21 protein-coding genes are annotated in these 22,577 nt (G+C 61.6%); 14 read left to right on the plus strand and 7 right to left on the minus strand.

All coding sequences use genetic code 11. From position 1 onward, the window contains the following. Window positions 1-43: 43 nt before the first annotated feature. Both ACJ8PE_RS01485 and ACJ8PE_RS01490 read left to right on the plus strand, forming a co-directional pair. Window positions 44-1,462: a glutamine synthetase family protein gene (locus ACJ8PE_RS01485; protein WP_197792627.1), complete on the plus strand. Its 1,419-nt coding sequence runs from the start codon at window positions 44-46 to the stop codon at window positions 1,460-1,462. Window positions 1,463-1,997: 535 nt separating this feature from the next. Continuing rightward, window positions 1,998-3,365, plus strand: a complete 1,368-nt coding sequence (locus tag ACJ8PE_RS01490) for an APC family permease (protein ID WP_025303526.1) — start codon at window positions 1,998-2,000, stop codon at window positions 3,363-3,365. Window positions 3,366-3,435: 70 nt separating this feature from the next. On the opposite strand, the gene sbcB is transcribed toward ACJ8PE_RS01490, so the two are convergent. The 3 genes from sbcB to ACJ8PE_RS01505 all read right to left on the minus strand — a co-directional run bounded on the left by sbcB (window position 3,436) and on the right by ACJ8PE_RS01505 (window position 5,403). Beyond that, window positions 3,436-4,863, minus strand: a complete 1,428-nt coding sequence (gene sbcB / locus ACJ8PE_RS01495) for an exodeoxyribonuclease I (RefSeq protein ID WP_033643788.1) — start codon at window positions 4,861-4,863, stop codon at window positions 3,436-3,438. A 90-nt stretch (window positions 4,864-4,953) separates the two neighbouring features. Continuing rightward, window positions 4,954-5,142, minus strand: coding sequence for a DNA polymerase III subunit theta (locus ACJ8PE_RS01500; protein WP_055312730.1), 189 nt, complete (start codon window positions 5,140-5,142; stop codon window positions 4,954-4,956). Window positions 5,143-5,196: 54 nt separating this feature from the next. After that, window positions 5,197-5,403, minus strand: a complete 207-nt coding sequence (locus tag ACJ8PE_RS01505; protein ID WP_033643786.1) for a hypothetical protein — start codon at window positions 5,401-5,403, stop codon at window positions 5,197-5,199. 258 nt (window positions 5,404-5,661) lie between these two features. On the opposite strand from ACJ8PE_RS01505, the gene ACJ8PE_RS01510 reads away from it, so the two are divergent. Further along, on the plus strand, window positions 5,662-6,771 hold the full coding sequence (locus tag ACJ8PE_RS01510) for an SDR family oxidoreductase (protein ID WP_197761550.1): 1,110 nt from the start codon (window positions 5,662-5,664) through the stop codon (window positions 6,769-6,771). 36 nt (window positions 6,772-6,807) lie between these two features. On the opposite strand, the gene ACJ8PE_RS01515 is transcribed toward ACJ8PE_RS01510, so the two are convergent. Next, on the minus strand, window positions 6,808-7,554 hold the full coding sequence (locus ACJ8PE_RS01515) for a S24 family peptidase (protein ID WP_033643785.1): 747 nt from the start codon (window positions 7,552-7,554) through the stop codon (window positions 6,808-6,810). Window positions 7,555-7,730: 176 nt separating this feature from the next. Here ACJ8PE_RS01515 and ACJ8PE_RS01520 point away from each other — a divergent pair, with 176 nt between their 5' ends. The 3 genes from ACJ8PE_RS01520 to tmaR all read left to right on the plus strand — a co-directional run bounded on the left by ACJ8PE_RS01520 (window position 7,731) and on the right by tmaR (window position 10,138). After that, window positions 7,731-8,498, plus strand: coding sequence for an N-acetylmuramoyl-L-alanine amidase (locus ACJ8PE_RS01520; RefSeq protein ID WP_404768835.1), 768 nt, complete (start codon window positions 7,731-7,733; stop codon window positions 8,496-8,498). Window positions 8,499-8,592: 94 nt separating this feature from the next. Continuing rightward, entirely contained in the window at window positions 8,593-9,660 is a 1,068-nt protein-coding gene (locus ACJ8PE_RS01525; RefSeq protein WP_197761551.1) for an FUSC family protein, read from the plus strand. Window positions 9,661-9,820: 160 nt separating this feature from the next. Continuing rightward, entirely contained in the window at window positions 9,821-10,138 is a 318-nt protein-coding gene (gene tmaR / locus ACJ8PE_RS01530; RefSeq protein ID WP_004935612.1) for a PTS system regulator TmaR, read from the plus strand. 159 nt (window positions 10,139-10,297) lie between these two features. Here tmaR and ACJ8PE_RS01535 read toward each other — a convergent pair whose 3' ends face one another. Next, complete coding sequence (locus ACJ8PE_RS01535; RefSeq protein WP_197761552.1) at window positions 10,298-11,086, minus strand: ABC transporter substrate-binding protein; 789 nt, start codon at window positions 11,084-11,086, stop codon at window positions 10,298-10,300. A 22-nt stretch (window positions 11,087-11,108) separates the two neighbouring features. Further along, on the minus strand, window positions 11,109-12,290 hold the full coding sequence (locus tag ACJ8PE_RS01540) for a M20 aminoacylase family protein (RefSeq protein WP_197761553.1): 1,182 nt from the start codon (window positions 12,288-12,290) through the stop codon (window positions 11,109-11,111). Window positions 12,291-12,428: 138 nt separating this feature from the next. Between ACJ8PE_RS01540 and ACJ8PE_RS01545 the strand changes: the two genes are divergently transcribed. The 8 genes from ACJ8PE_RS01545 (at window position 12,429) to araD (ending at window position 21,357) form a co-directional block, all read left to right on the plus strand. After that, window positions 12,429-13,382, plus strand: coding sequence for a LysR family transcriptional regulator (locus ACJ8PE_RS01545; RefSeq protein ID WP_197761554.1), 954 nt, complete (start codon window positions 12,429-12,431; stop codon window positions 13,380-13,382). 285 nt (window positions 13,383-13,667) lie between these two features. Beyond that, complete coding sequence (locus ACJ8PE_RS01550) at window positions 13,668-14,735, plus strand: zinc-binding dehydrogenase (RefSeq protein WP_033643780.1); 1,068 nt, start codon at window positions 13,668-13,670, stop codon at window positions 14,733-14,735. 135 nt (window positions 14,736-14,870) lie between these two features. Continuing rightward, on the plus strand, window positions 14,871-15,788 hold the full coding sequence (locus ACJ8PE_RS01555) for an ABC transporter substrate-binding protein (RefSeq protein ID WP_148874970.1): 918 nt from the start codon (window positions 14,871-14,873) through the stop codon (window positions 15,786-15,788). A gap of 54 nt (window positions 15,789-15,842) precedes the next feature. Further along, on the plus strand, window positions 15,843-17,333 hold the full coding sequence (locus tag ACJ8PE_RS01560) for a sugar ABC transporter ATP-binding protein (RefSeq protein ID WP_197792630.1): 1,491 nt from the start codon (window positions 15,843-15,845) through the stop codon (window positions 17,331-17,333). Further along, complete coding sequence (locus ACJ8PE_RS01565) at window positions 17,330-18,319, plus strand: ABC transporter permease (protein WP_442536699.1); 990 nt, start codon at window positions 17,330-17,332, stop codon at window positions 18,317-18,319. The genes ACJ8PE_RS01560 and ACJ8PE_RS01565 overlap by 4 nt, the downstream gene beginning before the upstream one ends. An 8-nt stretch (window positions 18,320-18,327) precedes the next feature. Continuing rightward, window positions 18,328-19,815 carry an FGGY-family carbohydrate kinase gene (locus ACJ8PE_RS01570; RefSeq protein ID WP_197761557.1) on the plus strand — a complete coding sequence of 496 codons (1,488 nt, stop codon included), beginning with the start codon at window positions 18,328-18,330 and terminating at the stop codon, window positions 19,813-19,815. Then, complete coding sequence (locus tag ACJ8PE_RS01575; protein WP_197761559.1) at window positions 19,802-20,671, plus strand: L-ribulose-5-phosphate 3-epimerase; 870 nt, start codon at window positions 19,802-19,804, stop codon at window positions 20,669-20,671. The genes ACJ8PE_RS01570 and ACJ8PE_RS01575 overlap by 14 nt, the downstream gene beginning before the upstream one ends. Continuing rightward, a complete protein-coding gene (araD, locus tag ACJ8PE_RS01580; RefSeq protein ID WP_232098772.1) occupies window positions 20,665-21,357 on the plus strand; it encodes an L-ribulose-5-phosphate 4-epimerase in 693 nt (230 codons plus the stop codon). The genes ACJ8PE_RS01575 and araD overlap by 7 nt, the downstream gene beginning before the upstream one ends. A 6-nt stretch (window positions 21,358-21,363) precedes the next feature. Here araD and ACJ8PE_RS01585 read toward each other — a convergent pair whose 3' ends face one another. After that, a complete protein-coding gene (locus ACJ8PE_RS01585; RefSeq protein WP_043136352.1) occupies window positions 21,364-22,368 on the minus strand; it encodes a LacI family DNA-binding transcriptional regulator in 1,005 nt (334 codons plus the stop codon). Window positions 22,369-22,577 lie beyond the last annotated feature (209 nt).

Here is a 22,577-nt window from a genome sequence, read left to right on the forward strand (position 1 = left end):
GACGGGCGCCAACGCGCCTTAAGAGCATAATGGCGGGTGACGTATGCAAACCAATAGCGCAGCAGTTGAACATTTTGCACAGCATCATGAAGAGAGGCGAAGTAGCGCGTTCCAAAATGAGGTCGCTCATTATTTGGAACGCCATCCCGCCACGCAGTATATCGATATCCTTCTCACCGATCTCAATGGTTCCTTCCGCGGCAAACGCATACCCGTCTCAGGGTTGAAAAAACTGGAAAAAGGCAGCTACTTCCCCGCGTCGGTGTTCGCTATGGACATCCTCGGCAACGTGGTGGAGGAGGCTGGCCTTGGGCAGGAACTCGGCGAACCGGATCGCGTATGCCTGCCGGTGCCCGGTTCGCTGACGCCGTCGGCGGCCGATCCGCAGCACATCGGCCAGGTGCTGCTCACCATGCTGGATGAAGATGGCACTCCCTTTGACGTTGAACCCCGCAATGTGCTGAACCGCGTGTGGCAGGCGCTGCGACAGCGCGGTTTGTTCCCGGTGGCAGCGGTAGAGCTGGAGTTTTATCTCATCGATCGGCTGCGCGACGCGGAAGGCGATTTGCAACCGCCGTGTGCGCCCGGCACGCAGGAGCGCAACACCCAAAGCCAGGTGTACTCCGTCGATAACCTGAACCATTTCGCCGAGGTGTTGAACGATATCGACGCGCTGGGGAAGCTGCAGGGGCTGCCGGCGGACGGCGCGGTGGCGGAGGCCTCGCCAGGGCAGTTCGAGGTCAACCTACGCCATACCGACGATATCTTGCAGGCCTGCGACCACGCGCTGGCGCTGAAGCGGCTGGTGCGGCTGGTGGCCGAGAACCACGGCATGCACGCCACCTTTATGGCCAAGCCCTATGAGGATTACGCCGGCAGCGGCATGCACGTGCACGTCAGTATGCAGGATGGCGCGGGCAACAACCTGTTCGCCGACGGCGAAGGCGAGGATTCGCCGCTCTTGAAACAGGCGCTGGCCGGGATGATCACCCTGATGCCGGCGTCGATGGCGCTGTTGGCGCCGAACGTCAATGCCTATCGGCGTTTCCAGCCGGGGATGTATGTGCCGATCCAGGCCGCCTGGGGCCACAATAACCGCACCGTGGCGCTGCGCATTCCCTGCGGCGAACCGGAGAACCATCGGGTGGAGTATCGCGTGGCCGGCGCCGACGCCAATCCGTATCTGGTGATGGCGGCGATCCTGGCCGGCATGCTGTACGGGCTGGACAACCTACTGCCGCTCCCTGAGCCGGTGACCGGTAACGGGCTGGAGCAAGAGGGGCTGCCGCTGCCGATCCGCCAGAGCGACGCGCTGTACGAGTTTGAACATCAGCACGCGCTGACGCACTATCTCGGCGAGCGTTTCACCCGCGTTTATCACGCCTGCAAGACCGACGAACTGCTGCAGTTTGAACGGCGAGTGACGGAAACCGAGATCGACTGGATGTTGAAAAATGCCTGAATAGGCGTATAAAGTAAGAGGTATGTGCGGGCGACTGGCCTGCCGGCAGCGGATTAATTCGCCTGCCGGGCTGGTTTTCCGTGCGATCGACAAAAAGAATTTGTATTTGAGGGTTTCCGGATCTTGTCATTCGGAGGCATTCTGGTGCAAAATATCTCAAATGCAGATAGCCGACGTTTTGAAAGCGTCGGTTATTTTTTTTGCATTATGTTTTACCAACGTAGCGTTTCATACACCAAGCGAGGCCGGACACCGATCCGGATAGATAAATAGTTTCGTGCACGATCAAACAAAACTTTATGGTCGTGACTCATGAGGATTAGAAAGATGGGGCAATTTTTCACTTTAGCGCCGGTGCCCGCCGGTTTCCGCTGTGGCCGCAGCGACTATGGAGCAGCCGAGGTTACCTCGACCCGTTATCCAGCTTACAACCCCCTTCTTTTAGAATTAAGTCGCTCGTTGCGAAGTTTCCCCGCAACCTTAAGTCTTGGCGTGTCCGCCATCCGCAAGGCTCAAGGTAAGGGGGGGCTGAACAATGTCCGATAACACCATCAACGCCGCTCCGGCTCAGCGCACTCAGCTGCGTAAAACCCTGACTTTAGTTCCGGTAGTGATGATGGGCTTGGCTTACCTGCAGCCAATGACCATTTTCGATACCTTCGGCATCGTATCCGGCCTGACCGATGGTCACGTCGCGACCGCGTACGCCTTCGCTCTGCTGGCGATCCTGTTTACCGCCCTGAGCTACGGCAAGCTGGTGAAGAAGTTCCCTTCCGCCGGTTCCGCCTACACCTACGCCCAGAAAGCCATCAGCCCGCACGTCGGCTTTATGGTGGGCTGGTCATCGCTGCTGGACTACCTGTTCATGCCGATGATCAACATTTTGCTGGCCAAGATTTACCTGGAAGCGATTTTCCCGGGCGTACCGTCCTGGATCTTCGTGGCGGTGCTGGTCGGCTTGATGACGATTTTCAACCTGCGCGGCATCAAGCTGGTGGCTAACCTGAACTCCATCATCGTGGTGGTGCAGGTGGCGATCATGATCGTGTTCCTCGGCCTGGTGATCAACGGCATTTACCACGGCGAAGGCGCCGGTACGCTGGTCAGCAGCCGCCCGTTCTGGTCCGATAACGCTCACGTGGTGCCGATGATTACCGGCGCGACCATCCTGTGCTTCTCGTTCCTGGGCTTCGACGGCATCAGCTCGCTGTCCGAAGAGACCAAAGACGCGGAAAAAGTGATCCCGAAAGCCATCTTCCTGACGGCGCTGATCGGCGGCATCATCTTTATCGTGGTGTCTTACTTCGTGCAGCTGTACTTCCCGGACATTTCGCGCTTCAAGGATCCGGATGCGTCGCAGCCTGAAATCATGCTGTACGTGGCGGGTAAATTCTTCCAGTCGGTGATCCTGGTGTTCTCCTGCGTGACGGTATTGGCGTCGGGCATGGCGGCGCACGCGGGCGTTTCGCGTCTTATGTACGTGATGGGCCGCGACGGCGTGTTCCCGACTCGCTTCTTCGGCTATGTGCATCCGAAGTGGCGTACCCCGGCGCTGAACGTGCTGCTGGTAGGCGCCATCGCGCTGTCCGCGGTGTCGTTTGACCTGGTGACCGCGACAGCGCTGATCAACTTCGGTGCGCTGGTGGCCTTCACCTTCGTTAACCTGTCGGTGATCTCGCAGTTCTATATTCGCGATAAGATGAACCGCACCGTGAAGGACACGTTCAACTACCTGATCCTGCCGGTGATGGGCGCACTGACCGTCGGCGCGCTGTGGATCAACCTGGAAGCCAGCTCGATGACGCTGGGCCTGGTTTGGGCGGCCATCGGCCTGATCTACCTGGCCTTCGTCACCCGCAGCTTCCGTCTGCCGGTGCCGCAAGCGAGCGAAGACGCCGCCTAAGCGCGAGCCGTCTCCTCAGCCACAAAAAAGGCCGCTTTCGCGGCCTTTTCCTTTTCTGCTGCGGCGGGTTTTATCCCACCAACTCTTTGCCGTAATCGAACAGCGCTTTCAGCAGGGCGGTTTTCTCTTTGTCGCCTTCGTGCAGGTTATACAGCGATTCGAGCTGCAGCAGATAGCTCTGCACGCGCTCCGCGCTCAAGGCTTCCTGACGATGTTGCAGCCAGCGGCGCTGCTCGGCGTCGTCCAGCGTATTCGGGTAGTTGCGCGCGCGGAAGCGGAACAGCAGCTCTTTCATGCGGCCGTCGCTGAAGGCCAGATCCAGCGCCGGCAGGTTCTGCGGCTTGGTCTGCTGGATAATCCTCATCGCCGCCTTGTCGGCGTCGCTGAAGAAACCGTCGTACAAGCGGGCGTCGACGTCCTCGGAACCTTTGAACGGCTCGGCTTCGGCGAACAGCGCGACCACTTTCTCGCGCACTTCCGGATGCTGTTTCAGCAGCTGCAGATTTTGCAGGCACGCCTGACGATCGATGCCCAGCCGCTCGGCGTTCTCCGGCAGCAGGGTTTTGGCCGGCGCCAGCACCGGGCATTTGTTGATGTGCACCAGCTTGATCGGCACCGGCGCCTGATCCGGCGCCAGATCGTCGCGGCGGGTGTACAGCCGCTCACGCAGCTGCTCGGCGCTCAGCGTCAACAGCGGCGTCATGTCGCCGGCCAGATCGCACATGATCACCGCGTTCTTGTTGTCCGGGTGCCAGGCCAGCGGCGACACCCAGCTGGTATTGCCGCGCGCCGCGCCGAACATGCCGGAGACATGCACCAGCGGCGTCATGTCGGCGACGTCGATCAGGGCGTTCAGCTTGTGTTTATTGCGGTGCTGCAACAGGAAATCGAACAGCCGCGGCTGCGCCTGCTTGACCAGCTTGGCCATGGCGATGGTGGCGTAAACGTCCGACATCGCATCGTGAGCCTGCGTGTGCTCGACGCCGTTGGCGCGCGTCAGGTGTTCCAGGCGGAAGCTGGGGAAACCGTCTTCGTTTTCCGGCCAAACGATGCCGTCCGGGCGCAGAGCGTAGCAGGCGCGCATCACATCCAGCAGATCCCAGCGCGAGTTGCCGTTTTGCCAGCTGTAGGCGTAGGGATCGTAGAAGTTGCGATAGAAGATATTGCGGCTCACTTCGTCATCGAAGCGGATGTTGTTGTAACCGAGAATGCAGGTGCCGGCCACGCTGAAGGCCTGATGGATTTGGCGGGTGAATTCGGCTTCGTTAACGCCTTTGGCGCGCGCCACCTGCGGCGTGATGCCGGTGATCATCACCGCCTCCGGTTCCGGCAGGTAATCGTCGGCCGGGGCGCAGTAGATGACCAGCGGCTCTTCGATAATGTTGAAATCCATATCGGTGCGCACGCCGGCGAACTGCGCCGGGCGGTCCAGCGACGGGCTCTTGCCGAAGGTCTCGTAATCGTGAATGTAAAATGTGGCCGTTGCCTTGCTGCTCAAAATCGCGTCTCTTCAGTGGCGGATACAATATGCCTCTATTGTAACGGCGTGGGGAGCGATGCCAAGCGGCGGTTAGCGAAATGCGCGCAATTACGCACGGCGATAATAATTCAGCCGTTGATGAAAGTAGGGGAGCAGGTGGTCGGGGATCTGTTGTTCTGTTTCCGCCTGAGTGGAGGCGATGCCGTAGCGTTCGTTGTAGATCACGCTGATGGCCAGCAAATCGGTTTCTATTTTCTCGCGTTGCGCCTGCGGTAAGCTATCCAGCTTTCGAGCCATCGTTATCTCCCTGTTAACCTTAGGGCATAATAGGATCGTTAGCGGATATTGTCCCTACCCATTCCGGGGGGCAGTCGACGCCTGAGCGCCGGGTTGCGCGCAAGGCGCCTGGCCGTGGCGGGCGGCGAACTCGCTCTCTGCGTGATGTGCCTGGAAGCGATCCACGCGTTGATACAGCGAACAGGCGCCGCCGATCACCGCCACCCAAAACAGGGTGCATAGCAGCAAAACCCCCAACCAGATTTTTTGGTTATAGGTCATAAGTCCTCCACGGACGCTAAGAGAAATAACATTGACCGTTAAATTAAATCAGGGGTTACATCAATGGTATTTAAACAGCAGGGATTAATCGTAATCTTGTCCCGACTCTTTTGTTACTAAACCCATGATGGATGTTTCAAAAGATTCCTTAAGATAATATTAAGAAAAGTGTTTAAGGGCGCCGTAATTCTATTTAATAATTGTTTAATTATCCGCAGATACAATCTTCCACATTCAATGCCAATGTGGGTGACAATTATGAAAACGCTGCTGTTGACCGGCGCTACCGGCTTTCTCGGTGGTGCGGTTCTTGAAAAATTATTGATTGAAAATCAGGCTGTTAATTATCTTTTACTGGTGCGCGCCGACGATGCGCAGCAAGGGCTGGCCCGTATTCGCGCGAATATGGAAAAATTTAATATCGACGCGAATCTGCTGTCTAAAATTACGATAGAAAATATATTGTTGGGCGACCTTTCCGAACCGGCCGACTTTTTAACTGACGCACGCATTAACAAAGTCACGCACGTTATTAACTGCGCGGCCGTTGCTTCTTTCGGTAATAACCCGCTCATTTGGAAGGTAAACGTAGAAGGCACACTGGCCTTTGCCGAAAGAATGGCGCAGGTGCCGGGATTAAAACGCTTCCTGCACGTCGGTACCGCCATGTCCTGTTCGCCGGAGCCGGGTTCACTGGTGTCGGAGAGCGGCGAGTTTGAGGAAGACGCCGAACACCTGGTGGAATATACGCGTTCCAAATCCACCATCGAACAGCTGATGCGCCAGCGCTGCCCGCACATGCCGCTGACCATCGCCCGTCCGTCGATCGTCGTTGGCCACACTCGCCTGGGCTGCCAGCCTTCCAGCAGCATTTTCTGGGTGTTCGGCATGGCGCTGATGCTGCGCAAGTTCATGTGTTCGCTGCAGGACAATATCGATGTGATCCCGGCGGACTACTGTGCGGATGCGTTGGTGATGCTGATGAACAGCGAAACGCTTGAGAACGACGTTTATCATATCTCCGCCGGTGAGGAGAGCAGCGTCAGCTTTGCCGAAATCGACCGCGCCATGGCGGCGGCGCTGGAAAAGGCGCCGGTGGGCGATGAGTATGCGCAGGTGACGTATGACGCGCTGGTGAAAATGCGCCGTCAGCTGAAAGACATTTTCGGCCCGTGCAACGAGCGGCTGATGCTCAAAGCGATGCGCCTGTACGGATCGTTCGCCATGCTCAACGTGCGTTTCAGCAACGAGAAAATCCTCAAGCTGGGCATGCCGAAACCGCCGCGCTTCACCGACTACATCGCCGGCTGCGTGCAGTCGACCCGCGGGCTGTCCATTCAGCAGCAGATGGTGGTGGACTTCAAATAACCGCCGGGCGCCCTGGGCGCCCGACGCTGTGGTCCGTTACCAGGACGAAGATGACCAGAAGACGCGGCCGAGCACCACCAGTTGCTCTTTGCGCTGCTGATAGCTGAGATGCTCGTCCTGGTACTCTTCCCGGTTGAGGGAGCGGATGATGACGCCGCCGTCCGGCTGCTCAATAAGCACCTTCACCCGCAGCAAATTGCCGTGGCGGATGGCGTAGGTCTTGCCCTCGCGGATGCGCGTGTCGTCGGTGTTGATGCCGACCACGTCGCCGTCCTGCAGGCGCGGTTCCATGCTGGAGCCGGAGATGCGGATAATGCGCGCGGCGTTGACCGCTACCCCCATCTTGTGCAGATAGTAACGGCGAAAGATCAGCGAAAACTCCTCGCGATCGACGATTTCGTAGCAGCCGTCGCCGGCGGAAAAATCGATATCCAGCAGCGGGATCTCCACAAACTCTTCCTTGTCTTGTTCGGTATCTTCCCATACCACCGGTTTCAAGCGGGCGGGTTGGAAGTCCGACTCTGCCGCCACGTTGTCAAACGGGCGCACCAGCTGCTTTTCATGAAACACGTCGAACCAACCCTTGGGCAAATTCAGCTTGGCCTCGATCCGCCTGGCCAGATTGTCGCCAAGATTGCGGGAGGATTTCTCCCCGATGATTTGGCTCAGCGTCGGCGCGGAAGACTCAACCAGCGTGGCGAATTCATTCTGGTTGACGCCTTGCCGGGCGTAGCGGGCCATCAATTCGCGCAGATTGTTGCGCCTGATTTCTTTAGTTTCCATCGTGCAATGATCGCACTCTTTAGCAAAAAGGTAAATAACGATTTTGCTAAAAAAGACTTGCGCATGATTTAGCAATTAGCTAAAACAAAAAGGGTGAGCCAAGGGTTCACCCGTGCGGGGCGGTCTGTCATGATGAGGGGCCGCTCAGTGAAATCAAACGAGAGAGGGACTTTACGATGTACAAGATTGATTACAATAGCTACCGATCGGTCGCCAGCTTCGGCCACCGCGTGCGCTTTCTGGTGCTGCACTACACGGCGCAAAACTTCGCCGACTCGGTGAAGTCGTTGACCGGAAAATCGGTCAGCGCGCACTATCTGGTGCCGGATCCGACCGAGGCGACCTATCAGGCGGCCGGCTTCAGCGGCGTGCGCATTTTCAACCTGGTGGACGAGAATGAGCGCGCCTGGCATGCCGGCAGCAGCCAATGGGGCACCCGCAGCAATATCAACGACACCTCAATCGGCATCGAGATCGTCAACCTGGCGAGCGGCGACGGTGGAAACATCACCTTCCCGCCGTTCAATCCGCAGCAGATCGAGGCCGTCACCCAGCTGGCGCAGAACATCCTGCAGCGTTATCCGGACATCTCGCCGGTGAATGTGGTGGCGCACTCCGACATCGCGCCGGGCCGCAAGAGCGATCCGGGCCCGCAGTTCCCATGGCAGCAGCTGTATCAGGCCGGCGTCGGCGCCTGGTATGACGAAGCGACCAAGCAGCAGCGCCAGCAGGAATACTGCAGCCAGGGCCTACCGGCGCAGGCCGATCTGCTGAAACTGTTCGCCCAATACGGCTACGACACCTCGGCGGCGAACACCGCAGAAGGCTGTCGCCAGCTGGTGCGGGCGTTCCAGCTGCACTTCCGTCAGCAGAAGTATGACGGCGTGATGGATGTTGAAACCGCCGCCGTTCTGCGCGCGCTGGTCGACAAGTACGTCGCCTGAGCCTGAAGGTGAATGGGGGACGCCTCATTCGCCTTTTCCTCGCCGGGCTTCCTCCGCTAAAATAGCGGCCTGGCTGGTCTTTATCGGAGGCACTGTGCGCCTCGATCGAAAAATCTCTTCCCTTGAACTGCTGACCTATCGCCACTACCGCATCGTTCACGGCGTGCGCATCGGGCTGGCGTTTATCCTGACCTTTCTGCTGATCCGCCTGCTGGCGGTGCCCGAAGGCACCTGGCCGCTGATCACCCTGGTGGTGGTGATGGGGCCGATCTCGTTTTGGGGCAACGTGCTGCAGCGGGCGCTGCAACGCATTGCCGGCACGGTGTTCGGCGCGGCTTCCGGCCTGATCGCCCTGTATCTGGAACTCTATTCGCTGCCGCTGATGCTGATTTGGTGCGGCGTGGTGATGTTCGTCTGCGGTTACCTGACGCTCGGCAAACGGCCGTATATGGCGCTGCTGGTGGGGATCACGCTGGCGGTGGTGTGCGGCGCGGGCGCCGGTGACATGCACACCGCGCTGTGGCGCAGCGGCGACGTGATCTTCGGCTCGCTGTTGGCGCTGCTGTTCACCAGCATCTACCCGCAGCGCGCCTACATTCTGTGGCGCATGCAAATGGCGGACTGCCTGCAAACCGCCGCCCGCCTCTACGGCGCGTATTTTTCGCCGAACGTTATCGAGCGGCCGCGGTTGGAGCCGCAGCTCAAGGATCTGTTGAATCAGGTGGTGAAGCTGCGCAGCCTGATCGTGCCCGCCAGCAAGGAAACCCGCATCCCCAAAGCGGTGTTCGAAGCGGTGCAAACCCTCAGCCGCAATCTGGTGTGCACGCTGGAGCTGATGGCCGATGCCTACTGGGCCTCGCGCGAAACGCACTTCATCATGCTGAACGCCCGCACGCTGCGCAGTACCCAGCTGCTGACGCTGAGCTCGCTGGAGTCGCTGGCGGTGCTGATGCGCGAAGGGCCGCAGGCGCAGCGCCAGGCGGCGGCGGGGCAGCTGGCGGAAATCGCCGGCGAGCTGAAAACGCTGATGCAGGAAGTCAGCGTCGGCCAACACGGCGAAGCGCCGATTTACGGCTACGTTTGGCTCAGCATGGAGCTGGCGCAGCAGTTGGAAGAGTTGGGGGATTTACTCCAGGTTTGCACCGCCGCCGGGCGCGAATAAGGGGTCAGATCATGAAGGCGGCGCTTTGGGTTTTGGCCGCCGGGGCAAAGTGGGTAAGATAAGCCAATCACTGTTGTGCCGGACCGCCACAAACCTGTATCTTGGTGCCATGTGGCCGTAAGCAAATGAATCTGTGTATTACTAAAGCAAGGGTATAAAGATGGATAATGCAAATAAGCCGAGTTTCCAGGACGTGCTGGAGTTTGTGCGTATGTTCCGCCGCAAAAACAAACTGCAACGCGAGATCGTCGACAACGAAAAGAAAATTCGTGATAACCAGAAGCGCGTGCTGCTGCTCGACAACCTGAGTGAGTACATCAAGCCCGGCATGAGCATTGAAGACATTCAGGGCATCATCGCCAACATGCGCAGCGACTACGAAGATCGCGTTGATGACTACATCATCAAAAATGCCGATCTGTCCAAAGAGCGCCGCGAGCTGTCCAAAAAGCTGAAAGCGATGGGCGAAGTGAAGTAACCCGTTTTATCGGGCCGGGCGCGATGCCTGGCCCGTATCCTTATCCCGCCTGATTTCCCGTTCTTGCCGACACTGCCGTTTCCGTTGGGGGCGTTCCCCGGCGGCCGAAGGCGCCTCCCCATCCGGCAGGATCTGTAGGTGACCGCCGGGGAACGCGTGTTACTGCTCCGCGCCGTACATGTCGAAGTCGAAATATTGGTCGTTGATTTTCTTGTAAGTACCGTTGGCGCGGATCGTCTGCAGCGCGTCGTTGAAGGCGTTAAGCAGCGCGGTATCGTCTTTGCGCACCCCGATACCGTCGCCGACGCCGAAGTATTTGCTGTCGGTCAGCTCGGCGCCGATAAAAGCGAAATCTTTACCGCCGGGCGTTTTGAAAAACTCGCTGGCGCTGACGCTGGCCAGCAGCGACGCATCCAGGCGGCCGTTGGCCAGATCCTCATTCACTTCCTGCTGGCTTTGGTAGGCGACCACGTTGACGCCGGCCGGGCGCCACAGCGCGTTGGCGTAGGCTTCCTGGCTGGAACCTTGCTGCACGCCGACCGATTTGCCCTTCAGCGAGGCGGCGGTCGGCTGCAGGTTGCTGCCCTTATGCGCCACCAGCCGCGCCGGGGCGTTGGAGACTTTGCTGGAGAAAGCGATCTGCTGCCGGCGCTGCGGCGTGATGGTCATCGATGAGGCGATGGCGTCGAACTTCTTCGCCTGCAGGCCGGGGATCATGCCGTCCCAACTGCTTTCTACCCACACGCATTTGGCCTGCATCTGGTCGCACAGCGCCTGGGCGATATCGACGCCGAAGCCGGTCAGCTTGCCCTGCGGGTTTTTATACTCCAGCGGCGGAAAGGTGGGATCGATGCCCAGCTTGATCACTTTGCCGCTAAATTCACCGCTCAGCGCGGGAAAACTCGCGGCCAGCGGCAGCAACAACAACAGCCCTTTGATGGTTTTCATGTCATTTCCTCAGCGTTGGTGATTAAACCGCGGGGCGAGCCAAAAAGCGCTCGACCAATTTGACCCAGTAGGTGGCGCCCAACGACAGACTGTCGTCATTGAAGTCATAACCGGGGTTGTGCAAAGAATTGCCCGGCGTGGCGGGGCCGTTGCCGATCGAGATGTAGCTCCCTGGGCACTTCTCCAGCATAAAGGCAAAATCTTCGCTGGCGGTAAACGGCCGCAGCGTAGGAATAACTCGACTCTCTCCGGCCCACTCCAGGGCTACGGCGCGCGCCAGCTCGGTTTCTGCCGGGTGGTTCACCAGCACCGGGTAGCCGTGCTGGTAGTCGATCTCCGCGCGGGCGCCGAAGCTGGCGGCCTGCGCCGTGACCAGCTCGGTGATGCGCTGCTCCAGCCTCGCTCGCACCGCCGCCGTCAGCGCACGCACGCTGAGCGTCAGGCTGGCGGTCGCCGGGATCACGTTGGCGGCCTGGCCGGCCTGCATCGCCCCCACGGTGACGATCGCCGTTTCCTGTGGATCGATATTGCGCGCCACGACGGTTTGCAGGCTCATGACGATGGCCGCGCAGACCACCACCGGATCAACGGTGCTCTGCGGCACTGCGCCGTGGCCGCCGTGGCCGTGCAGGGTGATGTGTACCGTATCGGCCGAGCACATGAAGGGGCCGCTGGCGAAGCCCAGGTGGCCGGTGGGGAAACCGGGCACGTTGTGCATGGCGAACACTGCGTCGCAAGGGAAGCGCTCAAACAGGCCGTCTTCGATCATCACTTTGGCGCCGCCGCCGCCTTCTTCCGCCGGCTGAAAGATCAGGTGCAGCGTGCCGCTGAAGTTCGGCTGCTGCGCCAGATAGCGTGCAGCCGCCAACAGCATGGCGGTGTGCCCGTCGTGGCCGCAGGCGTGCATCACCCCGGCATGGGTGCTGGCGTGCGGTAAGCCGGTTGTTTCGGCAATCGGCAGGGCGTCCATGTCGGCGCGGATGCCGAGTGATTTTCCCGGCCCGCGCTGCAGTGTGGCGACAACGCCAGTTTGTCCTACGCCGCGCGTGACGCGGTAACCCCATTCCTCCAGCCGCCGCGCCACCAGATCCGAGGTGGCGAACTCCTGGAAGCCCAATTCCGGATGGGCGTGAAGGTGGCGGCGAAGGGCGACCATCTCATCATGAACGGCGGCGATATCAGGCAGTGCCAGTGAATGCATCATCACGATCTCCGGTAAAGGGTTCCGGCTAACGGGCACGGAACGGGGCAGAGGGGTAGGCATCGAGACTAGCAAACTCCGTTTTTGCCGGGTAGCCACCGTTCGGTTATGCTGACAACCAATGATTGTCAGGGGGCGAACATGAAACTGCACCAACTGCAGGCGCTGGTGGCCAGCGCCGATAGCGGCAGCATTCGCGCGGCGGCGCGGCATCTGGGGTTGTCGCAGGCGGCGGTGACCCGCGCGCTGCGCGAACTGGAACAGGAGCAGGCGCTGCCGCTGCTGATCCGCACCCCGACCGGGCTGGGCTTTACCCCCTACGGCAAAACCCTGCTGGCGCACGCCCGGCTGGTGTTGAATCAGCTGGAGCAGGCGCAGGGGGAAATGGCGGCGCTGCGCGGGCGGACGGCGGATCTGGTCAAGGCGGCGATCACCCCCTGGCTGATGCTGACGGTGTTGCCGCCGGCGGTGATGGCGTTTCGCAGCAAGGTGCCGGCGGTGCGGCTGGAATTGTCGGAAAGCCTGATGGCCAACGCTCAGTCGCAGCTGCGCGAGGGCACGATGGACTTTGCCATTACGCCGCTGCCGGCATCGTCGGCGCCGCAGGAATTTCACTGCGAGCCGCTGCTGGAGTATGAAACGGCCTACATGGTGCGGCGCGGTCACCCGCTGGCGCACAGCACCTCGCTGCATCAGCTGCTGGAGCAGGATTGGGTGATGAGCTATACCCCGGAAAGTTTTGATGCGCTGCTCGACGAGGTGTTCCACCGCCACGGCGCGCGCCTGCCGCGTCAGCGCATTATCCAGGCGCATTCGTTCGGCATGCTGCAGGCGCTGGTGGAGTCCGGCGAGATGTGCACCTGGTGCCCGCGGCCGATCGTCGCGCTGCCGCAGTTCGCCTCCCGCCTGCAGCCGCTGGCGCTGCGGGAAAGCTGCCAACCGACGCAGCTGAATATCGTCACTCGGCGCAACAGCATTCTGAGCGCCGCCGCCCATGCGTTTATCGACACACTGGTGCGCACCCTGCGCCAGCAGGCGCGATCGTCGCGGCCGGAAGATCGCCAGATCTACGATCGCGTGCGCCTGCTGATTTAGCGGATCCCCCCGGATCGACGATCCCGTAAATGGGATCGCGATCCGCATTTGTAGCATTTTTAGCCGCAATGTTAACGATATGTGATTTCGCTCAAATAATTATTTTTGCAGCTTTGGTTATATGTCGCTCTATGTTCACGTTGTCATTTTGAGTTTTCCTGGGTGTTTTATGATTAATCAATTGAAATTTATCACTTCATAACGTTTGTTGTTTTTTGTTGGATAAAAATGACAACGTCAACATTAAGAAAATTCAAGCGTTTAACGAGTGTATTGGAGGAAGAGATGAGCCAGTTGCCGGAAAAAATGCGCGCGGTCGTTTGCCACGGCCCGCAGGACTATCGTTTCGAACAGGTGCCCACGCCGCTGCCGAAGGCGCGCGAGCTGGTGATCAAGGTGGAAGGCTGCGGCATCTGCGCCGGCGACTGCAAGTGCAAGAACGGCGCACAGATGTTTTGGGGGGAGAACCCGTGGGTCAAACCGCCGGTGGTGCCGGGGCATGAGTTCTACGGCCGCATCGCCGCACTGGGCGAGGGCGCGGAAGGCAAATACCGGCTCGGCGAGCGGGTGATCGCCGAGCAGATCGTACCGTGCTGGGAGTGCCGCTACTGCAAATCCGGCAGTTACTGGATGTGTGAGACGCATAACATTTACGGTTTCCAAAAAGACGTGGCGGAGGGCGGCATGGCGGAATACATGCGCTTTTCCGAGAACGCCATCGTGCACAAGATCCCGGAAAGCCTGAGCCATGAAGACGCGGTACTGATCGAACCGATGGCATGCGCCATCCACACCGTGGCGCGCGGCGACATCCAGCTGGACGACGTGGTGGTGTTGGCCGGCGCCGGGCCGCTCGGGCTCTGCATGGTGCAGGTGGCGCGCCTGAAAACGCCAAAGAAACTGATCGTGATCGACGCCATCGACGAGCGGCTGGCGCTGGCGAAGGAATTCGGCGCCGACGTGGTGATCAACCCGCTGAAGGAAGACGCCGACCAGATCGTCAAATCGCTGACCGGCGGCTACGGTTGCGACGTGTACATCGAGGCCACCGGCGCGCCGATCGGCGTCACCCAGGGGCTGCAGATGATCCGCAAGCTGGGCCGCTTCGTGGAGTTCAGCGTGTTCGGCAAGGAAACCACCGTCGATTGGTCCATCATCGGCGATCGCAAAGAACTGGACATCCGCGGCGCGCATCTGGCGCCCTACAGCTACGAAATCGCCATCGATCTGTTCGAGCGCGGGCTGGTGACCTCCAATGGCGTGGTTACCCACAGCTATTCATTGAACGACTGGGACGAAGCCTTCGCCTTGGCGGACTCGACCGACTCCATCAAGGTGATCCTGGTTCCCTGACCCTCCCGCCGTACCGCTGTTGCAGTCACGACCGCCGACCCGCCCGCAATGGGGGGCCGGCCGGTCGGCCAAACGTAAAGACATGCTGTTGCTCTGATAACCACAACAAGAAGCTTCCCTACAGGAGAATTGGCTATGTTTTCATTATTCAAAAAGACCCTGCCTTTTATCGTCGCCGGTGGAATGTTGGCGGCCAGCCATGGGGCGCTGGCCAAGCAAATCACTATCGGTATGTCGTTCCAGGAAATGAACAACGACTACTTCGTCACCATGAAACAGGCGCTGGATCAGGCGGCGGCGGATATCGGCGCCAAGGTGTACGTGGCCGATGCGCGCCATGACGTCGCCAAACAGATCGGCGACGTGGAAGACATGCTGCAGAAGAAGGTGGATATCCTGCTGATCAACCCGACCGATTCGGTGGGGGTGCAGTCGGCGGTGATCTCCGCCCATAAAGCCGGCGCGGTGGTGGTGGCGATCGACGCCCAGGCCGAAGGGCCGCTGGATGCGTTCGTCGGCTCGGAAAACTACGACGCCGGCTTCCAGGCGGGTGAATACCTGGCGAAAGCGCTGGGCGGCAAAGGCAAGGTGGCGATCCTCGACGGCATCCCGGTGGTGCCGATCCTGGAGCGCGTGCGCGGCTTTGAAGCGGCGATGAAGAAATACCCCGACATCAAGATCGTCACCAAGCAAAACGGTAAGCAGGAGCGCGACACCGCGTTGACCGTGACCGAAAACATGCTGCAGTCGGCGCCGGATCTGGCGGGCATCTTCAGCGTCAACGACGTCGGCGCGCTCGGCGCCCTGGCGGCGATCGAAAGCAACGGCGCCAAGGTCAAGCTGGTGAGCGTCGACGGCCAGCCGGAAGCCATCAAAGAGATCCTCAAGCCTAACTCGCCGTTTATCGCCACCTCGGCGCAGTTCCCGCGCGACCAGCTGCGCATTGCGCTTGGCATTGCGCTGGCCCGCTACTGGGGCGCCACGGTGCCGAAAACCGTGCCGGTCAAAGTGAAGCTGATCGACCGCAGCAATGCGGCCGGCTTTAGCTGGTAACAGCGGCCAGGTTCGCCCCGCTGCGGCGGGGCGTTCGGCGCGGAGGGCAATACGGTGACACCTTTACTGGAACTGAAGCGAATAAAAAAGAGCTTTCCCGGCGTGAAGGCGCTGGACGGTATCGATCTGGCCATTCAACGCGGCGAGGTGCACGCCCTGCTGGGCGAAAACGGCGCCGGCAAATCGACGCTGGTAAAAATCATGTGCGGCATCTATCAGCCGGACGAGGGCGATATTTTTATCGACGGCGAGCAGCGCCGCTTTAACAACTATCGCCAGGCGATCGAGGCCGGGGTCGGCATTATTTTTCAGGAATTCTCGTTGATTCCCTACATGAGCGCCATCGACAACATCTTCCTCAACCGGGAGATCAGGAACCGCTGGGGCCTGCTGGATCGCCGGGCGATGCGGCGCAAGGCCGAGGCGATCTTCAAGCGGCTGACGGTGGCTATCGATCTCGATTGCCCGGTGGAGCAACTGAGCGTGGCGCAGCAGCAGTTCGTTGAGATCGCCAAGGCGCTGTCGCTGGAGGCGCGGGTGCTGGTGCTGGATGAACCGACCGCCACGCTGACGCCGGGCGAGGCCGAACACCTGTTCAGCGTGATGAACGATCTGCGGCTGCTGGGCGTCGGCATGGTGTTTATCTCGCACCACCTGGATGAGATCTTCACCATCTGCGATCGCATCACCGTGCTGCGCGACGGCGCCTACATCGAAACGCTGGCCACCGGCGACACCAACGTGGAAGAGCTGGTGCGGCTGATGGTCGGGCGCAAAATCGAGAACGCCTTCCCGGTGAAACAGCACCCGGTCGATACCGCGACGGTGCTGCTGGAGGCGGAGATCCAGCGCGAGAAGCACGGCGCGACCGACCGTCTCCGGCTGCACAAGGGCGAGATCCTCGGCTTCGCCGGGCTGGTGGGCTCCGGGCGCACCGAGACCGTTTCGGCGCTGATCGGCGCCAGCCGCTGCCACCGTAAACGTGTCCGCCTCGGCGGCCAACCGGCGGCGCTGCGCTCCCCGGCGCAGGCGCTGGCGCAGGGCATCGGCCTGCTGCCGGAGAGCCGCAAAACCGAGGGCCTGGTGCTGCCGTTCTCGGTGGCGCAGAACATCACCCTCAATCGGCACCACCGGCGCGGCAAGATCTTCGTCAGCGCCCGCAAGGATCGCGACGTGGTGCAGCGGCTGATCCGCGCCGTGGGGGTGAAAACCCCGGACGCCGAGACCGCCGTCAGCACCCTGAGCGGCGGCAACCAGCAGAAGGTGGTGATCGCCCGCTGGCTCAACAACGACTGCAACATCCTGATCTTCGACGAGCCGACGCGTGGCATCGACGTGGGTGCCAAGGCCGAGATCTACCAGCTGATGCAGCAACTGACCCAGCAGGGAATCTCCATCATCATGATTTCCTCCGAACTGCCGGAGATCATCGGCGTGTGCGACCGCGTGCTGGTGTTTCGCGGCGGCCACATCGTCGCTGAGCTGACCGGCGACGACATCGAATCCAACCACATAATGCTTCACGCGACCGGGAGTGCCTTATGATCGGAATTGAACAACCCGCCGTGGCGCGCCGCGCCGCCGGCCCCAGCCTCGGCAAGCGCTGGGAAAAACTGCTGCATCACCCGGCGGTCTTGCCGTTTATCGGCTTCGTAATCTTGTTCGTATTGATGAGCCTGCTGAACGACAGCTTCCTCAGCGTCAACAACCTGACCAACGTGGCGCGCCAGGTGTCGATCAACGCCATCATCGCGGTGGGCATGACCTGCGCCATCCTGACCGGCGGCATCGATCTCTCGGTGGGGCCGGTGATGGCGCTGGCCGGCTCGGTCGCCGCCGGGCTGATGCTGGCGGCGATGCCTATCCCGCTGGCGATGGTGGCGGCGCTGGCGGTCGGCGCGCTGTTCGGCCTGGCCAACGGCGCCTGCATCGCCTACCTGCGTATGCCGCCGATCATCGTCACCCTGGCGTCGATGGGCATCGCCCGCGGCCTGGCGCTGCTCTATACCGGCGGCTACCCGATCTCCGGCCTGCCCGACGTCTTCTCGTTCTTCGGCCGCGGCACGGTGCTGGGCATCCAGGTGCCGATCCTGATCATGCTCGGCGTGTACGTGCTGGCCTGGCTGATGCTCAACCAGCTGCCGTTCGGCCGCTACGTCTACGCGATGGGTGGCAACGAAGAGGCGGCGCGCCTGAGCGGCATCCGCGTACCGCGCTACAAGATGCTGGTGTACGTGATCAGCGGCCTGACCGCCGCGCTGGCCGGGCTGGTGCTGACCTCGCGCCTGATGAGCGGGCAGCCCAACGCCGGCGAAGGCTTCGAGCTGGACGCCATCGCCGCCGTAGTGCTGGGCGGGGCGGCGATCTCCGGCGGGCGCGGCGCCATCGTCGGCACGCTGGTGGGGGCGATGATGCTCGGGGTGCTCAACAACGGCCTCAATCTGATGAACGTATCGCCGTATATCCAGAATGTGGTGAAGGGCGGCATCATCCTGGCCGCCATCTACCTCAGCTCCTTGCGGCGCAAATAGGAGGCGCGATGTCAGTCTTTCTTGGCATAGACGTCGGCGGCACGGTGATCAAGGCCGGGCTGTACCGGGCAAGCGGTGAAGAGCTGGCGATCGCCGAGCGCGACGGCGCGGCGATTGCCGCCCAGCCGGGCTTCAGCGAACGCAATATGGACGCGCTGTGGGATGACGTTTGCGCGGCGATCCGCCAGACGCTGCACGCGGCGGGGCTGGAGGCCGGACAGGTGCGCGGCGTCAGCTTCTCGGCGCACGGCAAAGGCCTGTACGCCATCGACCGCCACGGCAAACCGGTCGGCAACGGCATCCTCTCTTCGGACAACCGCGCGGCGGCCACGGCGGCTGAGCTGCGCCGCGCCGGGGTGGACGCACAGACCTACCCGCGCAGCCTGCAGCCGCTGTGGCCCAGCCACCCGGCGCTGCTGCTGCGCTGGCTGAAGCAGCGGCAACCGACGCAGTACGCCGCCGTCGATCGCATCCTGATGGCGCACGACTACCTGCGCTTTCGCCTCACCGGCGAGGCAGCGGCCGAAGTGACCAACATCTCCGGCAGCAACCTGTTTAACCAGCGCAGCGGCGCTTACGATCCGGCGCTGATGGCGGCCTTCGGCATCGAAGAGGCGCAGGAGAAGACCGCGCCAACGATCGGCTCGGCGCAGCTGGCCGGGCGAGTGACGGCCGCGGCGGCGGCGCAGTGCGGCCTGCGAACGGGCACCGCGGTGTACGGCGGCTTGTTCGACGTGGTGGGCGCGGCGCTCAGCTCCGGCGTGGCCGACGATCGCACGCTCAGCGCGGTGGCGGGCACCTGGTCGATCGCCACCTGCGTGACCGAGCGCATCATTCCTGCCGACTATCCCTACGCCTGGGGGCGCTACTGCATCGACGGCCGCTATTTCGTGCACGAAGGCAGCCCGACCTCGGCCGGCAACCTGGCCTGGTTCCTGCGCCAGTTCTGCGCCGACGACCGGCAGCGCTACGCCCAGTTCAACGCCTGGGTGGCCGAGCGCCGCGAGCAGCCGAGCGGGCTACTGTTCCTGCCTTATCTGTATGGCTCCAACCTTGGCGGCAACACGCCGGGCGGGCTGATCGGCCTGAGCGCCCACCACGAGATGGCGGACGTGGTGCAGGCGATCTACCAGGGCATCGTGTTCTCGCACCTGATCCATCAGGAGCGCATGGTGCAGCTGAACCCGCGTATCGAACGGGTGCGCATGACCGGCGGGCCGACGCAGTCCGAGGTGTGGATGCAGATGTACGCCGACGCCGGCAACCTGCCGCTCGAGGTGGTGGAAACGCGCCAGAGCGGCTGCCGCGCCGCCGCCCTGTGCGCCGCCGTCGGCGCCGGGGAGTACGCCGGGTTCGCCGAAGCGATCGCCGCCGCGCCGCCCAAACTGCGCTGTTATTATCCCGCGACCGCCGCCCACCGGCGCCTGCGCGCCCAGCAGGCGCGCTATCTGGCGGTCGCTCAGGCTTTGAGTGAGGTGACTGATGCAAACGACTAACGCCGCCTGTCTGGGGCTGTATGAAAAGGCACTGCCTGCCGATCTGAGCTGGCCGCAGCGGCTGGCCACCGCCGCCGAGCTGGGCTTTGAATTTGTGGAGATGTCGATCGACGAACAGCCGGCGCGCCAGCAGCGGCTGGACTGGGATCGCCGCCAGCGGCTGGCGTTTATCCAGGCGCGGCTCGACAGCGGGGTGACGGTGCCGAGCCTGTGCCTGTCGGCGCACCGGCGCGATCCGTTCGGCAGCGCCGACGCCGCCACCCGTGAGCGGGCGCGGGTGCTGATGAGCAAGGCGCTGGAACTGGCGACGGATCTCGGCATCCGCAACATCCAGCTGGCGGGCTACGACGTCTATTACGAACCCGCCGATCGCCACAGCCGCGAGCGCTTTATCGAGGGCATGCAGTGGGCGGCGGCGCAGGCCGCCAGGGCGCAGGTGATGCTGTCGGTGGAGGTAATGGACACGCCGTTCATCAACAGCATCAGCAAATGGCGCGACATCGCCCACCACGTTAGCAGCCCCTGGTTCACGGTGTATCCCGATCTCGGCAACCTCAGCGCCTGGGGCAACGACGTCGCCGCCGAGCTGGCGCTGGGCATCGGTAGCATTACCGCCGTGCATCTCAAAGACACCGTCGCGGTGGGGCCGGGCAGCGCCGGGCAGTTCCGCGACGTGCCGTTCGGCGAGGGCTGCGTGGATTTCGCCCACGCCTTTTCCGTACTCAACGCGCTCGGCTATCGCGGCCCCTACCTGCTGGAGATGTGGGCGCGCGAAGACGGGCAGGACAAGCAACGCATCGCCCAGGCCAAGGCCTGGATCGAACAACAGATGATCGAGGGAGGCATCGCATGCTGAACGAACTCAAGCGGCAGGTGCTGGCCGCCAACCTCAGCCTGCCGGCATACGGGCTGGTGACCTTTACCTGGGGCAACGTCTCGGCGATCGACCGCCAGAGCGGGCTGGTGGTGATCAAGCCTTCGGGCATCGCCTACGAGGCGATGACGCTGGAGGATCTGGTGGTGGTGGATCTGGAGGGCAAGGTACGCGAAGGGCACCGCAAGCCCTCATCCGACACCGCCACCCATCTGGCGCTGTACCGCGCCTTCGCCGATATCGGCGGCGTGGTGCACACCCACAGCCGCAACGCCACCATCTGGGCGCAGGCCGGGCAGCCGATCCCGGCGCTGGGCACCACCCACGCCGACTACTTTTACGGCGACATTCCCTGTACCCGGCCGATGAGCGAGGCGGAGATCGCCGGCGATTACGAGGGGGAAACCGGCAAGGTGATTATCGAGACCTTCAATCAGGCGGGGCGCGATCCGCATCAGGTACCGGGAGTATTGGTCTATTCCCACGGTCCGTTTGCCTGGGGCAAGGACGCGGCGGATGCGGTACACAACGCGGTGGTGCTGGAAGAGGTGGCGATCATGGCGATGGCGACACGCCAGCTGGCGCCGGCCATCGCCCCGATGCAGCCGGAGCTATTGGACAAACATTTCCTGCGCAAGCACGGCAAACACGCCTACTACGGGCAATAGCGCCCGTCAGCGATTCAACAGCGAGCCGGTGAAGAACTCTCTGCGCACCGGCAGCTCGCCGCGCGGGCTGTGAATGGCGCTGAACAGCAGCTCCGCGGCGATCTCCCCCAGTTTCTGCGTATCGTGATACACCCCCGGAATGTGCAGGCCGTAAGCGCCGGCGCGCGGCGGTTCGTCTATCGAGAAGAACTTCACCTGCTCATAAAGCCCCATCTCGTGGCAGATGGCGATGGCGCCCAGCGTGATGATGCCGTTCAGGCCGATGATGTAATCCGGGCGGTTCTCCGGCTGCGCCAGATAGGCGCGCACCTCGCTCTCTTGCGAGGTGAAATCGTAGTCGCCGTTGATGATATGAATCTCACGGCCGCTGCCCTGCAGCGCCGCGACGATGCCGGCGGTGCGCGTTAAGGTAATTTCCGAATCCGCCGGGCCGCCGATAATCAGCAGCTTCTGCTCTGGCTGCTCCGCCAGATAGCGCCCGGCCAGCACGCCGATCTCGCGGTTATCGAGGAACACGCCGCTCAGCTGCTGATCGTAGAGATCGCGGTCGATCAGGATCAGTGGCACGCCGTACACCTCGGCCAGCTCGAGATAGGCGGGGCGGTAGCGCTTGTCGTCGCGCACCGCCGAGAGCAGGATGCCGCGCGCCTTGTAGCCGAACAGCGCCTGAATGGCGCGCATTTCCGCCTCTTCGCTGCCGTCGGTGTCGAACAGCATGATCTGGTAGCCCTGCTGGCGCGCAATGCGCGACACGGTCTTGATCAGGCCGGAATAGAACGGGTTGTACATGCTGCTGGTGACGATGCCGATAATCTGGCTGCTGCTGCTTTTCAGCCCCTGCGCGAAGGCGTTGGGCACATAGTTCAGCTCTTTGGCGATGGCGTGAATGCGCTCGCGGGTTTCCGGCTTGACCAGCTCGGGCTTATTGAAGGCGCGGGAAACGGTGATATTGGTCACCCTGGCGCGGCGGGCGATATCCACGATAGTGGCATTGGGATTGGCTTTCGACACCGTCTTTCCTTGCGTTATGCCTCAACAGATCCCTTATTGTAGGGAAAGGGCGGGGGCGGTGCTAGGGGGGAGTTGGGGGGGGGAGGGACTTTCGTGGGGAAGGGAAAATAACGAAATGAAAACGGAAATAATAATTTCATTTATTTATTAATTTCCAATCAAATCATTTCATGCGTTTTTATTTTGTTGGCGGAGAGTTTGGTAAGGTG

It is taken from the genome of Serratia sp. CY74737, from assembly GCF_052166775.1.
GTDB classification, from domain to species: Bacteria; Pseudomonadota; Gammaproteobacteria; order Enterobacterales; family Enterobacteriaceae; genus Serratia; species Serratia ureilytica.